Annotated in this window: 18 protein-coding genes and 3 riboswitches; of the genes, 13 read left to right on the top strand and 5 right to left on the bottom strand. The window is 72.3% G+C overall.

The window, feature by feature from the left end; genetic code table 11:
• Positions 1-99 precede the first annotated feature (99 nt).
• The 4 genes from aceA (at position 100) to NLX94_RS24500 (ending at position 4827) form a co-directional block, all read left to right on the top strand.
• Complete coding sequence (aceA, locus tag NLX94_RS24515; protein ID WP_254385176.1) at positions 100-1386, top strand: isocitrate lyase; 1287 nt, start codon at positions 100-102, stop codon at positions 1384-1386.
• Positions 1387-1489: 103 nt separating this feature from the next.
• Entirely contained in the window at positions 1490-3115 is a 1626-nt protein-coding gene (aceB, locus tag NLX94_RS24510; protein WP_254385175.1) for a malate synthase A, read from the top strand.
• Positions 3112-4005 (top strand): 3-hydroxybutyryl-CoA dehydrogenase, encoded by an 894-nt coding sequence (locus tag NLX94_RS24505; RefSeq protein WP_308402513.1) that lies wholly within the window; start codon positions 3112-3114, stop codon positions 4003-4005. The genes aceB and NLX94_RS24505 overlap by 4 nt, the downstream gene beginning before the upstream one ends.
• Before the next feature lie 93 nt (positions 4006-4098).
• A riboswitch (cobalamin riboswitch) is annotated at positions 4099-4172 on the top strand.
• 166 nt (positions 4173-4338) lie between these two features.
• Positions 4339-4827, top strand: coding sequence for a DUF4430 domain-containing protein (locus NLX94_RS24500; protein ID WP_254385174.1), 489 nt, complete (start codon positions 4339-4341; stop codon positions 4825-4827).
• 16 nt (positions 4828-4843) lie between these two features.
• Here the strand turns inward: NLX94_RS24500 and NLX94_RS24495 are convergent, their stop codons facing one another.
• Entirely contained in the window at positions 4844-6262 is a 1419-nt protein-coding gene (locus NLX94_RS24495) for a hypothetical protein (protein WP_254385173.1), read from the bottom strand.
• 117 nt (positions 6263-6379) lie between these two features.
• Positions 6380-6456, bottom strand: a riboswitch (cobalamin riboswitch).
• A gap of 162 nt (positions 6457-6618) precedes the next feature.
• Positions 6619-6689: riboswitch (cobalamin riboswitch) on the top strand.
• A 192-nt stretch (positions 6690-6881) separates the two neighbouring features.
• On the opposite strand from NLX94_RS24495, the gene NLX94_RS24490 reads away from it, so the two are divergent.
• Genes NLX94_RS24490 through NLX94_RS24470 form a run of 5 tightly spaced genes read left to right on the top strand, consistent with a single transcriptional unit; the run spans position 6882 to position 14241 of the window.
• Entirely contained in the window at positions 6882-9629 is a 2748-nt protein-coding gene (locus tag NLX94_RS24490; protein ID WP_254385172.1) for a prenyltransferase/squalene oxidase repeat-containing protein, read from the top strand.
• On the top strand, positions 9626-10549 hold the full coding sequence (locus NLX94_RS24485; protein WP_254385171.1) for a hypothetical protein: 924 nt from the start codon (positions 9626-9628) through the stop codon (positions 10547-10549). The genes NLX94_RS24490 and NLX94_RS24485 overlap by 4 nt, the downstream gene beginning before the upstream one ends.
• 4 nt (positions 10550-10553) lie before the next feature.
• Positions 10554-11741: an energy-coupling factor transporter transmembrane component T gene (locus NLX94_RS24480; RefSeq protein ID WP_254385170.1), complete on the top strand. Its 1188-nt coding sequence runs from the start codon at positions 10554-10556 to the stop codon at positions 11739-11741.
• Positions 11738-13390, top strand: coding sequence for an ABC transporter ATP-binding protein (locus NLX94_RS24475; RefSeq protein WP_254385169.1), 1653 nt, complete (start codon positions 11738-11740; stop codon positions 13388-13390). The genes NLX94_RS24480 and NLX94_RS24475 overlap by 4 nt, the downstream gene beginning before the upstream one ends.
• Entirely contained in the window at positions 13387-14241 is an 855-nt protein-coding gene (locus tag NLX94_RS24470; protein ID WP_254385168.1) for an ECF transporter S component, read from the top strand. Before NLX94_RS24475 ends, NLX94_RS24470 begins: the two co-directional genes overlap by 4 nt.
• Positions 14242-14288: 47 nt before the next feature.
• Here the strand turns inward: NLX94_RS24470 and NLX94_RS24465 are convergent, their stop codons facing one another.
• Complete coding sequence (locus tag NLX94_RS24465; RefSeq protein WP_254385167.1) at positions 14289-14723, bottom strand: MarR family winged helix-turn-helix transcriptional regulator; 435 nt, start codon at positions 14721-14723, stop codon at positions 14289-14291.
• Between the two features lie 161 nt (positions 14724-14884).
• Here NLX94_RS24465 and eno point away from each other — a divergent pair, with 161 nt between their 5' ends.
• Positions 14885-16192: a phosphopyruvate hydratase gene (eno, locus tag NLX94_RS24460; RefSeq protein ID WP_254385166.1), complete on the top strand. Its 1308-nt coding sequence runs from the start codon at positions 14885-14887 to the stop codon at positions 16190-16192.
• On the opposite strand, the gene abc-f is transcribed toward eno, so the two are convergent.
• Together abc-f and NLX94_RS24450 are read right to left on the bottom strand one after the other, a co-directional pair.
• Positions 16159-17856: a ribosomal protection-like ABC-F family protein gene (gene abc-f, locus NLX94_RS24455; RefSeq protein WP_254385165.1), complete on the bottom strand. Its 1698-nt coding sequence runs from the start codon at positions 17854-17856 to the stop codon at positions 16159-16161. The two genes, eno and abc-f, sit on opposite strands and share 34 nt — an antisense overlap.
• A 229-nt stretch (positions 17857-18085) precedes the next feature.
• Positions 18086-19126, bottom strand: a complete 1041-nt coding sequence (locus NLX94_RS24450; protein ID WP_254385164.1) for a glycoside hydrolase family 26 protein — start codon at positions 19124-19126, stop codon at positions 18086-18088.
• A 203-nt stretch (positions 19127-19329) separates the two neighbouring features.
• On the opposite strand from NLX94_RS24450, the gene NLX94_RS24445 reads away from it, so the two are divergent.
• A complete protein-coding gene (locus NLX94_RS24445; protein WP_254385163.1) occupies positions 19330-20022 on the top strand; it encodes an SMI1/KNR4 family protein in 693 nt (230 codons plus the stop codon).
• A gap of 226 nt (positions 20023-20248) precedes the next feature.
• Positions 20249-23722 carry a S8 family serine peptidase gene (locus NLX94_RS24440; protein WP_254385162.1) on the top strand — a complete coding sequence of 1158 codons (3474 nt, stop codon included), beginning with the start codon at positions 20249-20251 and terminating at the stop codon, positions 23720-23722.
• A 70-nt stretch (positions 23723-23792) separates the two neighbouring features.
• Here the strand turns inward: NLX94_RS24440 and NLX94_RS24435 are convergent, their stop codons facing one another.
• Positions 23793-24362 (bottom strand): carboxymuconolactone decarboxylase family protein, encoded by a 570-nt coding sequence (locus NLX94_RS24435; protein WP_254385161.1) that lies wholly within the window; start codon positions 24360-24362, stop codon positions 23793-23795.
• A 132-nt stretch (positions 24363-24494) separates the two neighbouring features.
• Between NLX94_RS24435 and NLX94_RS24430 the strand changes: the two genes are divergently transcribed.
• Positions 24495-25364: an AraC family transcriptional regulator gene (locus tag NLX94_RS24430; protein ID WP_254385160.1), complete on the top strand. Its 870-nt coding sequence runs from the start codon at positions 24495-24497 to the stop codon at positions 25362-25364.
• Positions 25365-25370 lie beyond the last annotated feature (6 nt).

Below are 25370 nucleotides of genomic sequence, written 5' to 3'. Positions count from 1 at the left end.
ACCGGCGGCCCGCAACCCATGTTCGGGGCACACAGTGCCAACTCGCCGTTCGCAACGGGCAGACGTTGGCAAAAGCGACTGAGGGAGACGGTGACGGTCATGACAGACACGAACGCGAAGGCGGCGGCGGAGCAGCTGGCGCGGCGGTGGGCCTCGGACCCGCGATGGGCGGGGATCGAGCGCACCTACACGGCCGAGGACGTCGTCCGGCTCTCGGGCAGCATCCGCGAGGAGCACACCCTGGCCCGGCGCGGTGCCGAGCGGCTGTGGCGGCAGCTGCACGAGCGGGATTACATCCACGCGCTCGGCGCCCTGACCGGCGGCCAGGCCGTCCAGCAGGTCCGGGCCGGACTCCAGGCCATCTACCTCTCCGGCTGGCAGGTCGCCGCGGACGCCAACCAGGCCGGCCACACCTACCCCGACCAGAGCCTGTACCCCGTCAACTCGGTTCCCCAGGTGGTCCGTCGGATCAACAACGCGCTGCTGCGCGCCGACCAGATCGCCACCGCCGAGGGGGGCCACGACCGTACGGACTGGCTGGCCCCGATCGTGGCCGACGCCGAGGCCGGCTTCGGCGGCCCGCTCAACGCCTTCGAGCTGACCAAGGCGATGATCGCCGCCGGTGCGGCGGGCATCCACTACGAGGACCAGCTCGCCTCGGAGAAGAAGTGCGGCCACCTCGGCGGGAAGGTCCTCGTCCCGACCTCGCAGCACGTCCGCACCCTCAACGCGGCCCGCCTGGCCGCCGACATCGCGGACACCCCGACCTTGATCATCGCCCGTACGGACGCCCTCGCGGCGACCCTGCTGACCAGCGATGTCGACGAACGCGACGCCGAGTTCTGCACAGGGGAGCGCACCGCCGAAGGCTTCTACCACGTCCGGAACGGCATGGCCCCGGTCATCGCCCGCGGCCTCGCGTACGCCCCGTACGCGGACCTGATCTGGGTCGAGACGGGTACGCCTGACCTGGAGCAGGCCCGCGAGTTCGCCGAGGCGATCCACGCGCGGTACCCGGACCAGATGCTCGCGTACAACTGCTCGCCCTCCTTCAACTGGAAGGCGGCCCTGGACGACGACCAGATCGCCAAGTTCCAGCGGGAGCTGGGCGCGATGGGCTACCGATTCCAGTTCATCACCCTGGCCGGGTTCCACTCCCTCAACCACGGCATGTTCGACCTCGCCCGCGGCTACGCCGAGCACGGGATGACGGCGTACGTGGATCTCCAGGAGCGCGAGTTCGCCGCGCAGGCGCAGGGGTTCACCGCCGTCAGGCACCAACGCGAGGTGGGCACGGGCTACTTCGACCTGGTCTCCACCGCCGTCAACCCCGCCTCCTCCACCACCGCGCTCTCCGGATCCACGGAGGAAGAGCAGTTCCACTGAGGCGCCCGACGCGCCCGGAACGACCCGCCCAAGGCCCGTGACCGGCGGGGGCCGGACGACCGTCTCCGTCCGGCCCCCGCTCCACCCCTCGTCAGGAGACCGCATGTCCACCACAGCCACCGCCGCAACCGCCACCGCTCCCGCCGGCACGCACCGGGTCCGGGTCCTCGCCGCGCCCGGCGACCGCCACGGCGAGATCCTCACGCCCGAGGCGCTCGCATTCATCGGCCGGCTGGACGCGGCCTTCACCCACCGCCGCGCGGACATCCTCAAGGAGCGGCTCCGCCGCAAGGACCGCCTGGTCTCGGGATCGCCACTGGACTTCTCCATCGCCACCTCCGCCGTCCGCGCGGACCCCGACTGGCACGTGGCCCCGCCCGCACCGGGGCTGACCGACCGCCGGGTCGAGATCACCGGGCCGCCCGACCGGCGCATGACCGTCAACGCACTCAACTCCGGCGCCCGGGTGTGGATGGCGGACTTCGAGGACGCCACCGCCCCGACCTGGGACAACGTGATCGGCGGCCAGCTGAACCTGCTGGACGCCATCGAGCGCCGCATCGACTTCACCACGCCCGAGGGCAAGGAGTACCGGCTCCGCGAGGACCCGGCGACGATCGTCGTCCGCCCGCGAGGCTGGCACCTGCTCGAAGAGCACCTGGAGGTCGACGGCCGGCCCGTCCCCGCGTCGCTCGTCGACTTCGGCCTGTACTTCTTCCACTGTGCCGGGCGCCAGATCGACGCCGGGCAGGGCCCGTACTTCTACCTCCCCAAGCTGGAGAACGCCGACGAGGCCAGACTCTGGAACGACATCTTCGTCCTGGCCCAGGACCTCCTCGGGATCCCGCGCGGCACCGTCCGCGCCACCGTCCTGGTCGAGACCATCACCGCGGCGTTCGAGATGGAGGAGATCCTCTACGAACTGCGCGAGCACAGCGCCGGATTGAACGCCGGCCGGTGGGACTACCTGTTCAGCCTGATCAAGACCTTCGGGCACCGCACCGACTTCCTGCTCCCCGACCGGGCCTCGGTCACCATGACCGCCCCCTTCATGAGGGCCTACGCCGAACTCCTCGTCCGCACCTGCCACAAACGCGGAGCCCACGCCATCGGCGGCATGGCCGCCCACGTCCCGAGCCGCAACGCGGAGGCCAACACCGCCGTCCTCGCGAAGGTGCGCCTCGACAAGGAACGGGAGGCCGAGGACGGCTTCGACGGCTCCTGGGTCGCCCACCCCGGCCTCGTCCCCGTATGCCGCGAGGTGTTCGACGCGGTCCTGGGCGAGCGGCCGGACCAGCTGGAGCGGACCCGGGACGACGTCGAGGTCACGGCCGCGGACCTGCTGTCCGTACGCCGCATCTCCGCTCCTCCCAGCCGGGAGGGGATCCGCTCGAACGTCGCGGTGGCGCTGCGGTACTTCGACGCCTGGCTGCGCGGCAGCGGCGCCGTAGCCCTGTACGGGCTGATGGAGGACGCTGCCACCGCGGAGATCGCCCGCGTACAGATCTGGCAGTGGCTGCGCCACGACCGCGTGGACCGGGGCACCGTGATCGACCTGCTCGACTCCGAATGCGCCGCCCTGGAGGCTGAGGATCCACAGGCCCTCGTACGGGAGGCGCGGGAGGTGTTCGTGGACACGGCCCTCTCGATCCGGCTCCCCGCGTTCTTCACCCCGGAGGCCTACTCCCGCCACCTCGTCCGCCACGCCACCGGGCCGGTGACCGCGTGAGCGCCCCTTCGCGCCCGGCAGCCACTCGCTCCGTGCAGCGCGTGGGCATCGTCGGAGGCGGGCAGATGGGCGCCGGCATGGCCGAGGTCTGCGCCCGCGCCGGTCTCGACACCATCGTCGCCGAAGCCGACGCGACGGCCGCCCGCGCGGCCCGCGAACGCGTGGCCGTGTCCCTGGAACGCGCCGTCCAGCGCGGAAAGCTCGACCGGCTCTCCGCCGAAGACGCCCTGTCCCGCCTCGTGTTCACCGGTGACCTCGGCGAACTCGCCGACCGGCAGCTCGTGATCGAAGCGGTCACCGAGAGCGCCGACGCCAAGATCGACGTCTTCTCGGCGCTCGACAAGATCGTGGAGGATCCGGAGGCGATTCTGGCCACCAACACCTCCTCGATCCCCGTCATGCGGCTCGGCATGGCCACACGCCGCGCCGACCACGTGCTCGGCCTCCACTTCTTCAACCCCGTCCCCGTCCTTCCGCTCGTGGAGATCGTCTCCTCCCTCCACACCGGCCCGACGGTGACCGATGCCGTCGAGTCCTTCGTCCGCGACACCCTCGGCAAGACCCCGATCCACTCCCGGGACCGGGCCGGCTTCGTCGTCAACGCCCTGCTGATCCCCTATCTCCTCTCGGCCGTCCGCATGGCCGAGTCCGGGTTCGCGAGCGCCTGCGACATCGACGCCGGGATGGTGCTGGGCTGCGCCCACCCGATGGGCCCGCTCCGGCTCGCCGACCTCATCGGCCTGGACACGGTCGCGGCCATCTCCGAGTCCCTCTACGAGGAGTTCAAGGAGCCCCTCTACGCCCCGCCCCCACTGCTCCGGCGGATGGTCCAGGCAGGGCTGCTCGGCCGCAAGACCGGCCGCGGGTTCCACTCGTACGCCCGGGACTGAGGTCCCCGCTTCCGGCGCCTGCCGGCCAGGCCGTACGATGCCTCTGCTCCGGCCCGTACGGCGGGTGCCCACAACTGAATGCATGCACAACTGGGGGAAGCCGGTGGGAATCCGGCGCTGACCTGCAACCGTGAACGGGGCCTGGGGCGCCGTGAGTCGGAGTACCCGGGGTGCGATGCGCACCGCTTCTCACTGTCATGGTCTGCAGGGCGAAGCCCCCACCCCGGGTTGGTGTCCCCTGGCCGTTTCCTCTGAGGAACGGCCAGGGGACGAGCGCGTGGGCCGGAGGGATCGTCGGCGCAGACCCGTCGCCCCTCCCAGGAAGAAGGCACCATGCACCGGATACCCGCCCGCCGCTCCGTGATCACCTCGATCGTTCTCGGCCTCGCCCTCGCCGGCGCTCCCGCCGTCGCCGAGGCCGCCCCCACGCCGAACACGAACAAGGCCGTCAAGGTCAGCCTCACCGTCAAGGGCCCGACCGGGCTGCTGTTCAAGGGCAAGGTCAAGACCAAGGGTCACGACGTCACCACCGCCACCGGCGGAACCCACAAGTGCGACGGCACCAACGGCGGCGCCAACGCTTCCAAGGTCCCCACCCCGACCGCCGCCCTCGACGACGCCGCTCGCAAGAAGGGCTTCACCTGGGACGGCACCTGGTACGCGTCCTTCGACGACTTCTCCGTCGACACCATCAAGAACGTGAACGGTGGCGGCTCCGCCTACTGGAGCATCTCCGTCAACGGCGCCCCGACCCCGGTCGGCGGCTGCCAGTTCAAGATCAAGGCGGGCGACGAGGTCGCCTTCACCTGGACGTCCTTCTAGTCAGACGGTCAGACGGTCAGGCACCCCACCGCAAGGCGATGGTGTCGCCCACGTTGATGACCTTGCTGCGGACGGCTCCCGCGAAAGAGGAACCGTCGACACTGACCTTCCAGACGTTGGAGCCGCTGTTGGCCTTGCCGTTCACCGCCGTGATGGTCCCGCTGCCGGAGGACGGTGTGACGCCGGCGATGCAGCCGGACGGGGCGGCGGCGGTGACAGCGGAGTTGAGGACGTCACCGAGGGTGGTGGTCGTCCCGGTCGGGGTGAACGACACCGCGCAGACTTTGAGGTTGCCCGCGCCGTCGTCGACGGTCAGCGCCAACTTCGTGGCCGTCCCGGCGGTGAAGGCCGACTGGGCGACCCACCGCGGAGCACCCGCAGTGACCGGCACCGGCGGGGCGGTGGTGAAACCGCCGCCCGCGACGGCGCGCAGTGCGTCGATCGAGGAGTACGCGGAGGGGCTGGTGTCGGAGGGCTTGTACTTGAAACCGCCGGCCGGGTTGTACTGGTTGGCGATCAGGAAATCGATCGGGGTCCTGCCGCTGCCGGTGAGGAAGTCGCCTGTCTGCGGGTTGAATCCGCAGGCGTTGAGGCCGGCGACGCCCCAGCCGTTGGAACTGGTGTTGACGCCGTAGAGGGAGTTGAAGGCACCACTGCTCGAGACGAGGGTGCTCTTGAGGAAGTTCTTCGCCTGGACGACGTCGGTGTCGGTGTTCGGGACCCCGGACACGCAGAGGGCGGCCATGGCCGCGCCCGTCATGTCGACGTCGCTCGCGGAGTTCAGGACGGTGGGGTTGCCCTCGCCCTTCTGGAAGGTCCAGCCGCCGTCCACGTGCTGGTTGGCCCGGATGCGGGTGACCATCGAGGCGGTCAGCGCCTGCGGAACGCGGTTCGTGCCGCTCTGGGTCTTGGCACCGCCCAGCGAAAGGGCAGCGAAGACGGTGCCGTTGAAGTTCCCGGACGGGCCGAAGTAGCCCGCCTCGGCCGTCTGCCAGTAGGAGTAGACGTGGGCGATCAGGTTGCGGGAGGCGGAGACGCGGGCCGGGTCGATGCCGGCGGCGTAGGCGTTGAGGGTGCCGCGCTCGTAGTCGGTGACCACCGGGGAGGCCTGCGGCCAGCCCGCCGTCGACAGGAGGTTGCGGTAGACGGTGCGCGCGTTCTTGGCGGTGTTGCCGCCCGGGTAGACGTCGACCACGGCCGTGCCGGTGGCCGCGAACGCGCTGAACGCCCACTCGTTGGAGAGTCCGGCGCCCGCGTACGAACCGTCCGCGGCCTGGAGGGACTTGAGATAGGTCACACCGTTCGCCTTGGACGTGGCCATCTGCGCGGGCGAGGAGGTGGCGAAGGCGGGCAGCACCGTGAGGGCGAGGGCTCCGAGTGCTGCGGGCACCGCGAGCACGAGTCGACGGGAGGTACGGGTACGGGTACGGGTCATGACCTGCTCCTGGAATGGGGGACGCCGGCCCGACCGGAGCTCGTGCGGGCGGACAGCCCGGAGCGCGGTGGCGGCCGTCCGAACGCGTGGTACGGCTTGTGATGTGCCTCGCCACATGGGCATTCGGGCTCGGAGACGGCCCCCTGCCGTCCCACACCGCTGCGCGTCAGCCCCGGATTCGCACCAGGTTCCCCCATGTGGCAGCCCAGGACGCTACCCGAGTGATCAAGGGTCCGCCAGCAGTCGCCGGCTCGATCGCTCGAGGACGGCTGGAGCCGGTCCGCGTGAGACTCGGACCACCTTGACGGTGTCTTTGTCCACGTGTTCCACTCCGACTGATAAGCACTCAGCTCCAGGGGAAGCCGGTCGAAATCCGGCGCTGACCCGCAACCGTAGGCCCGGTTCCGTCCGGGCGAGTCGGAATGCCTGGAGCCAGGTTTTTGCAGCGAGAAGCGCCGTCGCGGACTACGGCGTGGTTCGAACGGCTTCCCCGTGTCCCCATACGGCTTGCGGAAGCCCTTTTGCCACGCACTGGTCCGCCCGGCCGACACGAGGGGCCGTGGTGGGGACCGCACAGCAATCAGAGCGACACCCGGGGAGCAAGGGGCTGCTGTCGCTCATGTCGGCGGCGCTGCTGACCTTCGCCGCGAGCGTGGCCTTCGCCGGCGCGCCGGCGCCCGCCTCGGCCGACCCGATCGAGCAGTGCACGGCCACCAATGGGGCGCTCGTCGCTGTGGACTTCGGCCCGTTCGGCGGCACGGTGGAGAAGGGCTGCGACACCACCCCCACCACCGGCTACGAGTTGCTGCAGAGCGCCGGGTTCACCATGGAGGGCACCGTCCACGACGGCCCCGCCTTCATCTGCCGCATCGGCAAGGGCTCCGGCACGCGGTACCCCACGCCGGACGAGGAGGCCTGTGTCCTCACGCCGCAGGCCACCGCCTACTGGTCGTACTGGACGGCCTCGCCCGGGCAGCGGAAGTGGTCCTACAGCCAGCAGGGAGCCATGGCCCGGAACCCGAAGCCCGGCGACGTGGAGGCCTGGATCTACGGCGGCACCGACATCGCCGGCACCAAGGGCAAGCCCTCCTTCTCCCCCGACGACGTCCGGGGCTTCTCCACCCCCGACCCGACCATCCCCGCGAACCCGCCCAAGGTGCCCGCCGGTTCGGTCGACGTACCCGCGGCCACCCGCTGGGTCACCGGGACGCTGACGGACGGGGAGCGCGTCGTCGACGAGGGCTCCACAACCCCGAACCACTTCCTCTCCACGGAGGCCGTGTTCGCCCTCGCGGCGGCCGACCGCAAGAGCCCGGTGGCGAGGAAGATCGCCGATTTCCTCGCAGCGCCCGCGCAGACCGACGCGTACGCCTACCCGGCGGGCAGGGACGGCATCCCGGACGCCACCGCCGCCGCAAGGCTCGCGCTGGTCGCCGAGGCCACGGGCAAGGATCCCCGTGCCTTCGGCGGGCACGACCTGCTCGGCGACCTGGTGAAGTACGCCTGCCCCCGCGACATCGGCGACGGCGAGACGACCGAAGGCTGCTTCACCAAGGGCGACTTCCGTACCACCGGACAGGCCGACGCGCAGGCCATGGTGGTCATCGCCCTGGTCAACGCCGGTGTGACACCCCCGCCCCACTCCGTGGCCCGGCTGACCCTCCTCCAGTGCGAGGACGGCGGGTTCACCAGCGTCCTCATCCGGCCCGGAAGCCCCGGGTGCGAGAGCGAGGCCGGCGCCACCGGACTGATCACTCTGGCCCTGGAGCGGGCCGGCGGCCACGAGGCGGTGCTCCAGAAGGCCCGCGGCTACCTGAAGAGGTCGCAGCTGGCTACCGGTGCATGGCCCGCCGTCTCCTACGAGACGACCGGCAACCCCGCCGCCACCGGCTGGGCCGCGCAGGCGCTGCGCGCCCTCGGCGACGAGGCCTTCGCGGACGCCGGAGTGTCCTGGCTCTCCGGGCGCCAGCTCCCGGCAGGCGGCTTCGGCTTCGCCGAGGACGACACCGACTCCCGCCTGTACCCCACCGCGACGGCCGCGATCGCGGGCGCCGGCACCGATCTCGCCGCCCTGACCGCCGAGCCGGCCGAACCGCCGACCCCGAGCCCGACCCCGACCCCGACCATGCCGCCGACCCCGACCACGCCGCCAGCCGGTGAGGGGCCCGACCCGAAGAAGGGGGTCACGTACCTGACGGCCCCGTCGCGACTGGTCCAGGGCCGCTTCTACGAGAGCCGGCCCGGCAGCGGCTTCGCCGACTACGGCCTGACCATCGACGGCGCGTACGCCCTCGCCGCCACCGGCGGGGACAACGCGGTCCTGCGCAACATCGTCGACTTCATGGACAGGGGCGGGAAGGACGGGCAGCAGCGCGGCATCCACGACTGGACCCTCGTCGGCACCAAGTACGCGAACGGCGGCTCCATCGGCAAGGCGGCCGTACTCGCCGAGGCCGTGGGCCGCGACCCCCGGAACTTCGGCGGCCAGGACCTGATCGCCGCACTCGCCCGGATCACCTGCCGGGCGAAGACCCCGACCCGCCAGGAGTGTGCGGCCGGGGGCAACTACGCCTACGCCACGTCCGTCTTCAAGCAGTCCCTGGGCGTCATGGCCCAGCTCCGCGCCGGCGAGGAGGACGCGGCGGCCGAGCCCGCCGCGTACCTCAAGAGCCTTCAGACCTCCTCCGGTGCCTGGGTCAGCCTGATCGGCGAGCCCAGCGGCCCCGAAGTGGACTCCACCGCCATGGCCGCCATGACCGTGGACCTCCTCCCGGATGCCGGCTCCCAGGCCGCGGTGGACAAGGCACTCGTCTGGCTCGCGGCCCAGCAGAAGGAGGACGGCGGTTTCCCCGGTGCCTCCGGGAACTCCGTCAACTCGGCGGCCCTCGCCGTCCAGGGGCTCTCCCTGGACGCACCCAAGTACGGCGCCCAGATCGCGAAGGCCCTGAAGTTCCTGGCGAGCCAGCAGAACGCCGACGGCGGCTTCAACGTCGCCAAGGGCGGGCAGACCGGCTCCGACCTGCGCGCCACCACCCAGGCCGTCGGCGGCGCCGCCGGGATCTCCTTCGGCCTGCTGAAGCGCGACCTGACCGGCACCACCCCCGAGCCCGTCCCCAGCCCGACCGGAGGAACGTCCGGCGGCACGCCCGGCGGCACCTCCGGAGGCGGCTCGCCCGTCATCGTGACCCCGGGCGAGAACGGCGGCGGCTCGGGCTCCGGCGGCGGGTCGGGCTCGGGCCGCGGTCCCCTCGCCTCCACCGGAGCGCAGGTCGGCACGCTCGCCACCGCGGCGCTGATCCTGAGCCTCGGGGGCTGGGGCCTCATCCACGCCGCGAAGCGCCGCCGCCGGGCGGAGGGCGGAGCATGAGCTTCAACCGTGTCGTGCGGGCCCTCGCCAGGACCGCCGCCGCGACGGGGCTGACGGTGGCGGCGTTCGCCGCCACGGCGGCCCCGGCCGGTGCTGCGCCGAAGCCGATGGGCCAGTGCACCACCTCCGCGGGAGTCGTCCTCGCGGTGGACTTCAGCCATTGGGGCGGGCCCGTCTACCGCTCCTGCGGTACGACACCCACCACCGGCTACGAGCTCCTCAACCAGGGCGGCTGGGCCACCACCGGCACCGGCCACGACGGCCCCGCCTTCATCTGCCGCATCGGCTACAGCGGCCACCGGGGCGGCAAGCAGTACCCGACCCCGCAGCAGGACGACTGCGTACTGACCCCGCCGGCCTCGGCGTACTGGTCCTACTGGCACGCCGATCCCGGGCAGAACACCTGGCAGTACAGCCAGCTCGGCGCCATGCTCTACAAGCCCAAGCCGGGCAGCGTCGACCTGTGGATCTTCGGCGGCACGAACATCGAGGGCACCCAGGGCAAGCCCACCGTCACCCCCGATCAGCTCCGCGCCCACAACACCAAGCCCACAGGCGGCCCGGCCCCCCAGGACACCCGCACGGCCACGCCGCTCCCGCCGAACGTCAGCACGGGTCCCAAGCCGGAGAACCTTCCCCCTGCTGATCCGTCCACGACGCCCCCGCCGCCCAGCCCCACGGCCCCGGAGAGCCCCCCACCCTCGGCGAGCCCCTCCGAGAGCGCGACCGCGCCCCCGTCGGCCAGTGCCCCCGCGGTGGCGGCGCCGGCCCCCGGGCCCCAGGTCGTGGAGGCGGCTCCCGCCGCGGACGCCGAGCACCACGCGGGCTCGTACCTGCCCGTCCTCGTCACCGGAGCGCTGGTGCTGCTGATCGGCGCTGCCGCCGGATACGCGGCCAAGCGCCGCCGCCGTACGGAGTAGCCGCGTGGCACGCACCCTCCCCGCGGCACCGGTGACGCCGCCCCGGTCCGGCCCCGCGCCGGACACGGGCGGCCGCCGCCTGCCCCGTACCCTGCACCCCGTCGCCTGGTGGATCTGGGCACTCGCCCTGGCCACCGCCGTCAGCCGCACCAACAACCCGCTGCTGCTGTTCCTCGTCCTCGCGGTCCTCGGCTACGTCATCACGATGCGCCGCACCGAGGCCCCCTGGGCGCGCGGCTTCAAGTACTACCTCTACCTGGCCCTCACCGTGGTGGCCCTCCGCGTGCTGTTCCGCGCCGTCTTCGCCACCGGGATCACCCCGCGCGACCACTTCCTCTTCTCCCTGCCCCACATCCCGACCCCCGACTGGTACGCGGGCATCCAACTCGGCGGCCCCGTCTCGCTGGAAGCCCTCCTCTCCGCCGCCACCGACGGGCTGCGCCTGGCCTGCATGCTCTGCTGCATCGGCGCCGCCAACACCCTCGCCAACCCCAAACGCGCCCTGCGCGTCCTGCCCGGCGCCCTCTACGAACTGGGCGTCGCGGTCACCGTCTCCATCAGCGTCGCCCCCCAACTCGTGCAGAGTGTGCAGCGCGTGCACCGGGCCAAGCGGCTGCGCGCAGGGCGGTCCAAGGGACTGCGCGCCCTGCGCGGCATCATCGTCCCCGTCCTCGAAGACGCCCTGGAGCGTTCCCTGCGGCTGGCCGCGGCCATGGACTCGCGCGGGTACGGCCGCGCCGGCAGCGCCACCCGCCGCTCCCGCCGGGCCACCGGGGCCCTGATGCTGCTCGGTATGTGCGGTCTGTGCGCCGGTGCGTACGGGCTCCTGGACGCCACCGCTCCGAAGCTGCTGGGCCTGCCCGCCATGGGCGCGGGCGCGCTGTTGTGCTTCGGCGGGCTCCGCCTCGGCGGTCGCCGCATCACCCGGACCACCTACCGGCCCGACCCCTGGCGATTCGCCGAATGGGCCGTCGCCGGCTGCGGGGTGTTCTCCGCCGTCCTGCTCTTCGCCAACGTCGGGTTCGACGCCGCCGAGCTCAACCCGTCCATCTATCCGCTCAGCTGGCCGACCCTGCCCCCGGTACCGGCCGCAGCCATCCTCCTGGCGGGGACCGCCGGGTTCCTGGCACCACCGCCGGCGCCACCTGCCCGGCCCACCGTCCCCGTACAGCGCACCGAGGAACCCAAGTGATCACCTTCGACCAGGTCACCGTCCAGTACGAGGACACGGCCGGACCGGTCCTGCAAGACGTGAACCTCACCGTCGAAGAGGGCGAACTCTGCCTGGTCGTCGGCCACACCGGCGTCGGCAAGTCCACCCTCCTCGGCGCCGTCAACGGCCTCGTCCCGCACTTCACCGGCGGCACCCTCTACGGCCGCGTCCTGGTCGACGGCCGCGACACCGCCGACCACCCGCCCCGCGAACTCGCCGACGTCGTGGGTGTCGTGGGCCAGGACCCGCTCGACGGCTTCGTCACCGACACCGTCGAGGAGGAACTCGCCTACGCCATGGAACAGTTGGCGGTCCCGCCCGCCACCATGCGCAAACGCGTCGAGGAGACCCTCGACCTCCTCGGCCTCGCCGACCTGCGCCACCGCGCCCTGCACGAACTCTCCGGCGGCCAGCAGCAACGCGTCGCCATCGGCTCCGTCCTCACCGCGCACCCCCGCATCCTCGTCCTGGACGAGCCCACCTCCGCCCTCGACCCCACGGCCGCCGAGGAGGTCCTGGCCGCGGTCACGCGCCTCGTCCACGACCTCGGCGTCACCGTCCTCCTCGCCGAACACCGCCTGGAGCGCGTGGTCCAGTACGCCGACCGGGTCATCCACCTCCCCGGAGACGGCCACGTGGTGTCCGGCCCGCCCGCGGAGATCTTCCGTACGTCCACCATCGCGCCGCCCATCGTGGAGCTGGGCCGTGCCGCGGGCTGGTCCCCGCTCCCGCTCTCCATCCGCGACGCCCGCCGCGCCGCCGCGCCCCTGCGCACCCGGCTGGCCGACGTCCCTCCGCCGCCGGTACGCCCGGCGCCGCCGGCCGACCGCCCACAGTTGCTCAGCGCCCGCGGTGTCACCGTGACGTACCACGGCGTCCCGGCCGTACGGGAGCTCGACCTCGATCTGCACGGCGCGGAGATCACCGCACTCATGGGCCGCAACGGCTCCGGCAAGTCCTCGCTCCTCTGGGCGCTCCAGGGCTCCGGCCCCCGCAAGGCCGGTACGGTAGCCGTCGCGCCTGCCGCCGGGGGCACGAAACGCCGGGATCCGAAGAAGCTCCCGGCCGCCGAGGCACGGCGGCTGGTCGGCCTGGTCCCGCAGACCCCCACCGACCTCCTCTACCTCGAATCGGTCAAGCAGGAACTCGACCAGGCCGACGCCGAGTCGGAGGCCGCCGGCGGCGGGTCGCGCGCCATCCTGGACCGGCTCGCCCCCGGCATCCCCGACACCAGCCACCCCCGTGACCTTTCCGAAGGCCAGAAGCTGGCCCTGGTCCTGGCCATTCAACTCGCGGCCGCCCCGCGCGTCCTGCTCCTCGACGAGCCCACGCGCGGCCTGGACTACCGGGCCAAGAGCGAGCTGGTCCGGATCGTCGACGCCCTTGCCGCGGAGGGCCGCGCCGTCGTGATCTCCACCCACGACGTGGAGTTCGTCGCCCGCGCCGCCGACCGGGTCGTCGTCATGGCCGAGGGCGACATCGTCGCGGACGGCCCCACGACCGAAGTCATCGTCGCCTCACCCGTCTTCGCCCCCCAGACCGCGAAGATCCTCGCCCCGCTCCCCTACCTCACCGTCGCCCAAGCGACCGCCACCCTCCCCGACGACGGGACGGACCCGGGCTCATGACCGCCACCGCACGCTCCACCGCCACCACTACCGCCATACGGATCAACGCTCGGGCCGGGATCGTCATCGCCATGGCGGGCTTCCTCGGTGTCGTCGCCTTCTTCTGGCCCTTCCTCGTGGCCCCGGGCAAATTCGGCTCGCACTACGCCCCGCCCCTCATCTTCGGCGTCCTCCTCGTGATCGTCCTGTGCGTGGTGATCTCCGAGATCGCCGAAGGCGGCATCAACTCCAAGGCCCTGGCCATGCTGGGCGTCCTCTCCGCAGTCAACGCGGCCATCCGCCCCCTCGGCGCCGGCACCGCCGGCATCGAGACGGTGTTCTTCATCCTCGTCCTGGCCGGCCGGGTCTACGGCCCGGGCTTCGGCTTCACCCTGGGCTGCACCTCGCTCTTCGCCTCCGCCCTGATCACGGGCGGGGTCGGGCCCTGGATGCCGTACCAGATGTTCGGCTGCGCCTTCGTCGGCATGCTCGCCGGCTTCCTCCCCAGGGCCACCGGCCGCAAGGAGGTCGCCCTCCTCGCCGTCTACGGCTCGGCCTCCGGCTACCTCTTCGGCTTCCTCCTCAACCTCTCCTTCTGGCCCTTCTCCCTCGACCCCAACAGCTCGATCGCCTACCTCCCCGGCCTGCCCTTCACCGAGCAGTTCCACCGCTACCTGGCCTTCGACCTCGCCACCTCGCTCGGCTGGGACACCGGCCGCGCCGTCACCAACTTCATCTGCATCTGCCTGGCCGGCCCCGCCGTCCTCACCGTCTTCCGCCGCGCCGCCCGCAAGGCCCGCTTCCAGGCCCCCATCCGCTTCGCCCCAGGGACGACCCTCGAGGATCGCGTCGGACGGCAGGTGTCCAAGTAGGCGCTCCAGGTGAGCCGGGCCTTCGCTTCCCCCTGCCCGACCCGCACTCAGCGGGTCGCGAGCCGGTCCAGCAGGGCTGCGCTGCGTGCCAGCAGGGTCCGTTCCTCGTCGTCGAGTTCGGCTTCGATGGCCTGTGCGAGCCAGCCGGCCCTGCGGCCGCGCTCCGCTTCGAGCGCCGCCCGGCCCGCGTCGGTCAGCTCGACCAGCGACTTGCGGCCGTCCGTGGGGTGGGCCCGTCGCGTGATCAGGTTCTGGTCCATGAGCAGCCCCACCGCACGGGCCATCGACTGCGGGCGTACGCGCTGGTCGGCGGCGAGGTCGCTGGTGGTCATGGCGCCGTCGCGGTCGAGTGCACCGAGGACGGCGACCTGGCCCAGTGGGATGTGGTCCTCGTGTTTGACGCGTCGGGTGAGCTTGCCCATCGCTGTGCGCAGTTCGGCGGCGATGGCGGCGGCTTCCGAGGTGGGGTCCGAGGTGGGCATAGGGCACTTTAACCCGCTGTGCAGCACTGCTGCACAGCTTGTCTGCACAGTGATACTGCACAGCTGAACTGTTCAGCCTTGCTGTAGAGTCTGCGCTGTCGGGTCCAGCGCCACCGTTGCCGCAGCCGGGGCCCGGCACAGTTCAACGGGGAGGAACCCACATGTCCGCGAAGGAAGTCGGAACGGTCGACGCCACCATCGAGACGGTCACCGCCCGCCGGATCATCGACAGCCGCGGAAACCCCACGGTCGAGGTCGACGTCGTCCTGACGGACGGCTCCCTGGGACGCGCCGCCGTCCCCTCCGGCGCCTCCACCGGCGCCCGCGAGGCCGTGGAGCTGCGCGACCAGGACTCCGCGCGCTGGCACGGCAAGGGCGTCGACCGCGCGGTGGCCCACGTCAACGGGGAGATCGCGGCGTCCGTTCGGGGCCGGGACGCGGCCGACCAGGCGGGGCTCGACGCGGCTCTGATCGCCCTCGACGGCACCGCGACCAAGGCCCGGCTCGGCGCCAACGCCGTCCTCGGCGTCTCCCTCGCCGCCGCCAAGGCCGCCGCGGCGGCCCACCGCCAGCCCCTCTACCGCTACCTCGGCGGGGCCGGGGCGAACCTCCTGCCGCTGCCGATGATGAACATCGTCAACGGCGGCGCGCACGCCGACAATCCGCTGGACTTCCAGGAGTTCATGATCGCCCCCGTGGGCGCGGACACCTTCGCCGAAGCCGTCCGCATGGGCAGCGAGGTCTTCCACACCCTGCGCCGCGACCTGCTGGCCGCCGGGCACTCCACCGGCGTCGGCGACGAGGGCGGCTTCGCGCCCGCGCTGCGCACCGCGGAGGAGGCCCTCGACTTCGTGGTGGCGGCCATCGAGCGCACCGGCTACCGCCCGGGCACGGACATCGGCCTGATCATGGACCCGGCGTCCTCGGAGTTCTTCCGCGACGGGGTCTACGACTACACCGGCGAGGGAGTGCGCCGCACCCCCTCCGAGAACGTCGACTACCTGGTCAAGCTCATCGACAACTACCCCATCCTCTCCATCGAGGACCCGATGGCGGAGAACGACTGGGACGGCTGGCGCGAGCTGACCTCCCGTGTCGGGGACCGCTGCCAGCTCACCGGCGACGACCTGTTCTGCACCAACGAGACCCTGCTGCGCGAAGGCATAGCCACCGGCGCCGGCAACTCGATCCTGATCAAGGTCAACCAGATCGGCACGCTGACCGAGGCGCTGGCCGCCGTGGCCACGGCCCACGAGGCGGGCTGGACGGCCGTCATGTCCCACCGCTCGGGCGAGACCGAGGACACCACCATCGCCGACCTGGCGGTCGCCACCGGCTGCGGCCAGATCAAGACCGGATCGCTCTCCCGCTCCGACCGCACCGCGAAGTACAACCAGCTGATCCGCATCGAGGAGGAGCTGGGCGGCTCGGCGCGCTACGCGGGCCGCTCCGCCCTGCGCCGGGCGTGAACAGCCGGCGGGAACCAAGGAGCTCGCCGTAGTTCCAGCCGGTCGCCCGGGAAGGCTGCCCGGAAGCGGGGGTCGTGGGAGACCGCGACCACCGCTCCCGGGTAGCCGGCGAGCGCCTGCTCGACCTCCTCGACCAGCGCCAGGGACACGTGGTTGGTCGGTTCGTCCAGGACGAGGACGTCGGTGGGCCGGGTCACCAGGCGGGCCAGTTCGAGGCGCCGCCGCTGCCCGGCGGACAGGGCGGCGACCGGCACCGTCAGGTCCTCCTCCCGGAACAGGCCGACCGTCAGCAGTTCCTCCGCGTGCTCCTCGGGCAGCCCGGGCAGTCCCGCCGCGAACGCGGAGAGCAGGGGCAGCCGGACCGGGGAGTGCGGCAACTCCTGTGCCAGGTAGCCGAGTCGTACGTGCTCCGCGCGGCGGACCGTGCCGCTGTCCGGGGTCAGGTCGCCGGCCAGGACCCGCAGCAGAGTGGTCTTCCCGGCCCCGTTCGGCCCCGAGACCAGCAGCCGCTGCCCCGGCCGCACGCTCAGCGCGGGGAGGTGGAGCCGGTCGCCGACCCGGATTCCGGAGAGTTCGAGCAGCGGCCCCTCGAAGGCGCCGCCCCGCTCCGTGGTGGCGATCCCGGCGCCGAAGCGCAGGGGTACCGGCGGCGGTGCCACCGGCTCGGCCCGGAGCCGTTCGAGGTGCCGGCGGGCCGCCCTGACCTGCCCGGACAGCTTGGCCTCGGAGGAGCGGCGGTGCTTGCCGAAGCCCTGCCCCGGGTCCTTGCCGGTGCGGTCGAGTCGGTTGCCCGCCGCTGCGACCAGGGTCTCGGTGCGTGCCAGGTCCTCCCGCCACTCCGCGTGCCGCTGGGCCCAGCGTCCGCGCGCGGCCGCCTTCGCCGCGAGGTATCCCGTCCAGCCGTCCCCGTACCGCACGACCGTGCGCAGGTCTCGGTCGACCTCCAGGACCGTGCTGGTGATCCGCTCCAGGAAGTCCCGGTCGTGGGTGACGACCACGAGAGTGCCCCGGTGCGCGCGCAGCCGCTCCGTCAGCCAGTCGACGGCCCGCCGGTCCAGGTGGTTGGTCGGTTCGTCCAGGAGCAGCAGTTCGGGTGAGGCGGCCAGGACGCAGGCCAGGGCGAGCCGGCAGCTCTCGCCGCCGGAGAGCGAGCCGATGGTGCGGTCCCGGGTGAGGTGGGCGAGGCCGAGGCCGTGCAGCGCCGCTTCGGTGCGGGCGTCGGCCTGGTAGCCGCCGCGTTCCTCGTAGGCGGTCAGGAGTTCCCCGTACGCGTCGAGGAGTTCGGGGTCGGGCTCGCCGCCGGTGCCGAGGGCGGTCTCGGCGGCGCGGATCCGGTCGGCCAGGTCCCGCAGGTCGGCGAGGGCGAGGTCGACGGCGTCCTGGACGGTCCGCCCGGGTGCGAGGTCGAGGGTCTGGGCGAGGTGTCCGGTGCCGCCGGGGAAGACGGAGGTGACCTCGCCGCCGTCGGGCCGTTCGGCCCCGGCGAGCAGCCGGAGCAGGGTGGACTTCCCGGAGCCGTTCTCGCCGATGACGGCGGCCTTCTCTCCGGGCCGTACGGTCAGCGACACCTGGTCGAGGACGACCCGGTCGCCGTAGGCCTTGGTGACTGCGGACAGCGTCAGCTGGGACTTGGACTGGGACGGGTGATGGGCGCGCGAGCGCATGGGGAATCCCCTCGGGGTACTCGGTCTTCTTCCACGTTTCCTTCTGGGTGCGGACAGCGCGGACGCCCGGCGGAGGGCGATGCCCTCATGGGAGGGGCGATGCCCTCACGCCGCGTCCGCGCCGGCGGTCAGCGGAAGAAGTAGTACGAGTACGAACCCATGGGGCCAGGATAACGCGATGCGAGTCGTTGCGTCTCGCGGGTTTCGCTCCGCATCGGCCCGGCCGCGATCAGCCCCGGCCGCCCGGACCGAGCGCAGGGGCGGAGCGACGGGGCTGCCCGGTGGAGAGGTGGTCCCGGAACACCCGCGAGGAGCGCGGGTTCTGGCCGCACTGCCACACGCCGTGCGGGCAGAAGTCCGTGATGCTGTGGTAGAGCGGCCTGTGCTGCTCGATCCACTCCAGCATGCGCCGCACGTACTCGGGGTTGTCGCCGTGCCGGAACAGGCCCCACTCGGGGTACGAGGTCCGCTTGCCGTGGGCCCGGGCGAAATCGACCTGCTGCTGCAGTCCGTACGGCTGGGCGACCTGCTCGTCGAAGGTCCGGCCGGGTTCCTGGTCGTACGAGTCCATCCCGACGATGTCGACCACGTCGTCACCCGGGTAGCAGCGGGTCCACGCGATCGCGTCGCCGCCCCGGTTGGGGGCGAAGTCGAAGCGGAAGTCCTGCCCCTCCACGGAGCGCATGGCGGCCACGATGCGCCGCCAGTACTTCTTCCAGTTCTCGGGGTCGGGCCGGCACCGGTGGGTGTAGTCGAAGCCGTTCATCTCCCAGCCGAGCACGATCACCGTGTCCGGCACGCCGAGGTCGACCAGGCGCTCGGCCAGCCGCCGGAAGTGGTGGTCGTAGGTGCCCCGTGCACCCGTGCGGATCAGCTCGGCGACCCGGGTGTCGGGGAGGCGGGCCTCGTTGCGCTCCTGCATGGGCACGTTCAGGACGAACAGCCGGTCGGCCTTCGCGTTGCGCCAACGCGCCCAGCTGCGCAGGGAGTCGGGTGCCCCCTCGATGTTCGTCCAGGTGTCGCCCGGCAGGTAGGTGTGCCCGGCGCGCAGCTCCGTACCGCCGAGCCAGCGCGAGAGCTCGCGCATCCGCTCGACGCCGGGCGATCCGTAGTGCAGGTAGGCACCCACCGCGATCTCGGTGCCGGCGTTCCTGCCGGAGTCGCGATGCGGCGGCGTGGTCGGGGCCACCCGGGCGCCCCCGGTCAGGAGCAGGCCGACTGCGGCCGTGGCCACGCAGACGCCCGCCAGCAAGCTGCCTCGACGGGACATGACGCCTCCACAAACTGCCCGCACCGATGGGTCTGGCAGCGACTTTAGGCATCTCATCGGATGCACGGCCTGTCCGGTGCCCCGGCGCTCGGCCATTCGCGGCAGCCGACCTTCCCCGCTTGACCCGACCAGGTGAATCCGCGCCCGTGCCCCGGGGCGGGCCGGGGCGGGCCTGCCGGGAGCAGCTCCGGTAGCGTGGCCGGATGATCTCCGGTGACTCCCTTCTCGAGCGACTGCGGGAGCTGGCCTCCCGGGTCCCCTTCGACCTCGCGGTGCAACCCGGCGCGACGGCCGCCGACTTCGGCTGCTGGCCCGTCCCGGTGCCGGCCGAGGCCCGCGAACTGCTGGGCCGGCTCGGCGGCTTCGCCGTACCGCCGGTGGAGTTCACCCTGACCGGCCATCCCCGCCAGGGCGGGGACCACGGGCTGCCGCACCCCCACTGGCTGGTCACCGACGACGGGGGCGGCGGGGTCACCTGGGTCGACATCGAGGCCGACGGCCGGTGGGGCCAGGTCCTGATGCAGTACCGCGAGGGCGGCCTCCACGTCGAGGCCGACTCGCTGCCGCAGTGGCTCGACCGGCTCGTCGGCACGGCGGAGGAACTGGTCGAGGAGACCGGTTTCGAAGAGGGCGTCCAGCCGTACGCCGACGACTTCTGGGACCTCCTGCAGCTGGACGGCCCCGACCTGCCGATGCACCCCGCGGCCGGACTCCGCGGCAGCACGGACCCGGTGGTCGCCCGCCTCGCCGCGAGTGTGCCCGACGGCTCGCTGATCGCCGACCTCCGCGGAGCCCTGCCGGGCAGCCGCGCCCGATTCGACCGGGCGCTGCGGCGGTACCGTCTGGACCGGGCCGTCGGCGGTCCGGTGTTCGCCGCCGTCCCCGTCGAGGGCTGACCGGCTTCCCGCACGGACCCGGCCCTCTCGGCGGGTGGCCGCAGGAGGAGCGCGACCCGCGCTCTGCGCGCGGGCCGCGGACGGTTTATGAGCAACAGATGCGCGCCCAATGCGCGTTCTGTAACAGGTAGTTGAGGACCCATCACATCTGCGGAACGCTTCGCGATCCTGGGTGCGGGGGCTGCGGGGAGGACGGCGGCGCCCAACTACATCCAGGGGGATCGACGTGCGACGCATACCTCAGATCAGGCCGAGGGGAGCGAGAGCGGCCTCGGCGGCCGCTCTCGCCGCCTTCGCTCTCGTGGCGGGTCTCATCACGCCCGCCGCCGCTGCCGGCCCCGCTTCCCCGGCCGGGGAAGCGGAGGGTGCCGAGGCCGCGGGGGCCGACGGGTTCACCCGGCTGACCCTCGTCACCGGGGACCGGGTCACCGTGGACGGCGCCGGGCGTCCCGTCGGGTTCCATCCCGCGCCCGGGCGCGAGAAGATCGCGGTTTCCGTGGAGCGGGACAACGGGCGCACCAGCCTCGTCCCCGCCGACGTACGGCCGCTCGTCCTGGCGGGGCGGCTCGACGCCCGGCTGTTCGACATCACCGAGCTCAGCCGGCCCGAGTACCGCCGGGCGCGCGGCGGCGGCGACCGGCTCCGGCTGATCGTCAGCTACGAGAAGGGCTTCGCACCCGGCGGACGGGCGGCCCTGCGGGGCACCGGTGACGGGCTCCGGGTGGACCGTACGTACGAGTTCCTCGGCGCGGAGGCCGTCAGCTCGAGCTCCGAGGGGGCGGCCGCCGCCTGGCAGGCGCTGACCGGCGGGCGGGCGCGCGGCCTGGCCCCCGGCGGGAGCCCGTCGCTGGCGCCGGGGGTCGCGAAGGTCTGGCTGGACTCCGTACGCTCGGCGACCCTCGACAGGACCACCGGGCAGATCGGGGCCGACCGTGCCTGGGAGGCCGGGTACGACGGCACCGGCGTGAAGATCGCCGTGCTGGACACGGGGGTCGACTCCACCCACCCCGACCTCGTCGGGAAGGTCGTGGCGGAGCAGAACTTCACCGTCACCGAGGACGCGAAGGACCGCCACGGGCACGGCACCCACGTCTCCTCCATCGCCGCGGGCACGGGCGCCAAATCGGGCGGGAAGCTCAAGGGGGTCGCCCCGGGAGCCTCGATCCTCAACGGCAAGGTCCTCAACGACCAGGGCTACGGCGGCGACTCCGAGATCATCGCCGGCATGGAGTGGGCCGTCGCCCAGGGCGCCCAGATCGTCAACATGAGCCTCGCCGCAGCCGATTACCCCGGCGTCGACCCCCTCGAAGAGGCCGTCAACCGGCTCAGCGAGCGCGGCGTGCTGTTCGCCGTCGCCGCGGGCAACGCGGGCGAGTGGGGATCCCGCACCGTGGACTCCCCCGGCAGCGCGGACGCCGCGCTGACGGTGGGCGCGGTGGACGACTCCGACGTGCTGGCCCCGTTCTCGGGCAAGGGCCCCCGGCTCGGCGACGGGGCGATCAAGCCGGACGTCACCGCGCCCGGCGTCGACGTCGCCGCGGCGGCAGTCTCCGGCGGAGGCGAAGGCGGCGATCCGGACGGCTACGTCTCGATGTCCGGCACCTCGATGGCGACCCCGCACGCGGCGGGCGCCGCGGCGCTGCTCAAGCAGCAGCACCCCGGGTGGACCGGTTCCGACCTCAAGGCCGTCCTGACCGGCTCCACCAAGCCGGGCGCGTACACCGCGTTCGAGCAGGGCACCGGCCGGATCTCCGTCGTCAACGCGCTGCGCCAGCCGCTGGCCGCCGAGCCCCTGTCGCTGTCCTACGCGGCCCAGCCGTGGCCGCACCAGGACGACACCCCGGAGAAGAAGCGGCTGACCTACCGGAACCTGGGCGCCGACCCGGTCGTCCTCGACGTGTCGGGCGGCGCCACCGGACCCGGCGGGGACGCCGCACCCGCCGGCTTCCTCTCCTTCGACACGGCCCGGGTGACCGTCCCCGCGGGCGGCAGCGCCTCGGTCGGCGTCACGGTCGACACCCGGATCGCCGGCCTGGCGCCCGGCACGTACAGCGGGTACGTGGTCGCGAGCGGCCCGGGCGGGCAGAGCGTCCGCACCGGCATGGCCGTGGAGATCGAGGCGGAGGCGTACGACCTCACCGTCAAGCACATCGGACGGGACGGCAAGGAGCCCACGTCCTACTTCGCCGTCCTCAAGGGGATGACGGGCGACGGGGCCGACCGGCAGTTCTGGTGGGGCGGAGGGACGACGGACGGGCAGACGGGGACGGACACTTACAAGCTGCGCGTGCCTCCCGGTTCCTACATGTTCGACTCCACCATCCGCATGGTGGTGGACGACGACGCCAAGGGCGTGGACTGGATGGCGCAGCCGCGCCTCGACATCACCGGTGACACCACCCTGAACGTGGACGCGCGCACCGCCAAGCCGGTGGACATCACCGTCCCCTCCAAGAGCGCCACCCTCGCGTCCGCGTCGTTCGGCTACGAGCTGCGGCTGCCCACGGGGTCCCACGGCTTCGGGAAGTGGGTCACGAACCTCACCGGGCTGCGCACGGCGCACATGGGCCCGGACGTGGGCTCCGGACCTGCTTCCGCGCTCCAGCGTCGGGGGCAGAGCATGGATCCGGTCCCCGTCACCACCCTGTTCCAGCAGTGGGACACGCACTGGAGGGACGGCGCGGCCGAGGAGTACCACCTCGTCTCGGGCGGTCCGGTCCAGCGGCTGGCCACCGGCCACGTCCAGCACGTCAAGCGGAGCGAGCTGGCGACGGTGACGGTCGAGCAGGGCTCCTCGGCGCCCGGCAAGGTGGGCGAGGTCGTCGCGCGGGGCATGCTGCCCGACTCCATCGGAGACAGCCTCTCCTACCTCGCCAGGCCGCTGCCGGGCTCGGTGAAGCTCCACCTGTCGGCGAAGGACGGGGTGCTGTGGAACCTGTCCACGGTGCAGTCCGCGCTGGACGCGGACGGCTCCCCTGTCGCCGAGACCGAGCACAGGGGTGGGACCGCCGCCTACCAGGCCGGGCGGACCTACCGGGAGCGCTTCGGCGCCGGGGTGTTCGGCCCGCGCATGGCGCCCGAGGGGGGATACGCCCTGTTCCGCAGGGGCGACCGTCTGTTCGGCGGGCCGCCGCTGATGACGGACGGCGCCGGGCATCCCGGGCGCGACCACGTCGGCCAGGGCAAGACCGTCCTGTACTCCAAGGGCAAGGAGATCGGGCGGTACGACGTGGAACTGTCCGGCTCGGACGGATTCGCCGTCCCGGCGGCGAACGCCTCGTACAAGCTGGTCACCTCCTTCACCCGGCCGCAGACGGTGTCGCGGATTTCGACCGAGGTGACGGCCACCTGGTGGTTCCGGTCGAAGACCCCGGCCGACGACGATCCGGACGGCAAGACGAAGGTCGCCGTCCCGGTCTCGACCGTGCACTTCGCCCCGGAACTGTCCCTGAGCGGTACGTCGCCGGCCGACCGGAAGGTCCGCATCCCGGTCACCGTCCTCGGCGGCAAGCCGAAGTCCCTCACGGTCCAGGTCTCCTACGACGAGGGCCGCACCTGGCGGACCGTCCCGCTGGCGGACGGTGCGGTGACGGTCAGGAACCCGGCGAAGGGCGGCCACGTCTCCCTCCGGGGCACGGTGACCGACGCCACGGGCAACCGGTCGGAGATCACGGTGACCCGGGCCTATCTGACGCACTGACAGCGGCCTTCCCGGGGTGAGCGAGCACCGGACGGCCCCGCCACAGGGCGGGGCCGTCCGGATTCCCGGGTCAGCCGCGCCGCAGCGCCACCGACGGGAAGTCGACCGGTACCTGGAGGGCGACGTTGATGTAGTTGGTGAACAGGTTGAGCGCGACCTGTCCGATCACCTCGACCAGGTGCTCGTCGCCCCAGCCCTGGTCACGGACGGCCTGTACCTCCTGTGCCGTGACCTGCCCGCGGTGCTCGACCAGCTTGAGGGCGAAGCCGAGCAGCGCGGCGGTTCGCGGGTCTTCGGACGAGCCGCTCTGCGCGGCCTGGAGCGCCTCGGGGGACACCCCGGCCCTGCGGCCCAGCACCGTGTGCGCCGACAGGCAGTACTCGCACGCGTTCCGGTTGGCCACCGCGACGGCGATCTGCTCGCCGAGAGCCGCGCCGAGGGTGCCGCCGGCGAACGCGCCGAACGAACCCCACATGCTGGCCAGGGTCGCGGGCGAGTTGGCCACGGCGCGGAACATGGCCGGAACGGCGCCGAAGGCGGCGTGGATCTGATCGAACTGCTCCTTGACCGCTCCGGTCGCGGACTCGTGCTCGACGAGGGGTACGTGGGCGGCGGGGGCGACGTGGGCGACGTGGGACATGACTGCTCCAAGGGTTCAGGAAGGCTGCTCCGCATCGGTCGAGGCGAAGTAAGATCATCCTGTCGAGGCGTCATGGACGTTGGGGTACGTAGAGTCTCGACTTCTTACCAAATCGTCTGACACGATGCGGCGATGACACCCCTGGACCGGATCTCGCCCCTGCTGGAAAAGTTCCGCGTCCGTACGCGGCTGTTCCACACCGGCCCCCTGTGCGGCGTGACCACCTTCGCCGCACAGCCCGGCCGGAGCTTTCTGCACGTCCTCAGACGCGGCGAGATGAGCGTGACCCACCAGGGCGCCGGCGGACACCTCGAGAGGTTGCAGATCGACAGGCCGAGCCTGCTGTTCTACCCGCGCCCCCTTGAGCACGCGTTCCACAACGCCCCCACCGAGGATTCCGACTTCGCCTGCGCCACCCTCGATTTCGACGGCGGGCCCACCCACCCCCTGGTCCGCACACTGCCTCCCGTCGTCGTGCTGCCGCTCGACGAAGTGCCCACGCTCGGCCCCGCGCTCGATCTCCTCTTCGCGGAGATCGACAACGCGCGCTGCGGGAGCCGGGTGCTGGCGGACAGGATGTTCGAGGTGGTCATGATCCAGCTCTACCGCTGGATGCTCGGCCACCCGGACGAACTCGCCCTCCCCCGCGGCCTCTTGACGGGCCTCTCGGACGAGCGCCTCGCCCGGGCCTTCACGGCGATCCACGAGGCACCGGGTGGACCGTGGACCCTGGCCGCGATGGCCCGGGAGGCACGCATGTCCCGCAGCTCCTTCGCAGCCCGCTTCAAGGAACTGGTCGGGCAGCCGCCGGCCGACTACCTCGCGGAATGGCGGATCAGCGTGGCGAAGGGCCTCCTGCGCTCCGGCTCCTCGGTCACCCACACCGCGGCCCAGCTCGGCTACGCGAACCCGCCGGCCTTCTCCCGGGCCTTCACCCAGCGCACAGGGCACTCCCCGCGCGCATGGCTGGCTACGGACGCCGGTTCCGCGACGGACGAGTAGACGAGT

Origin of the sequence: Streptomyces sp. TBY4 (assembly GCF_024213195.1) — a bacterium.
Taxonomy (GTDB): domain Bacteria; phylum Actinomycetota; class Actinomycetes; order Streptomycetales; family Streptomycetaceae; genus Streptomyces.
This window is presented reverse-complemented; position numbering and strand designations above follow the sequence as displayed.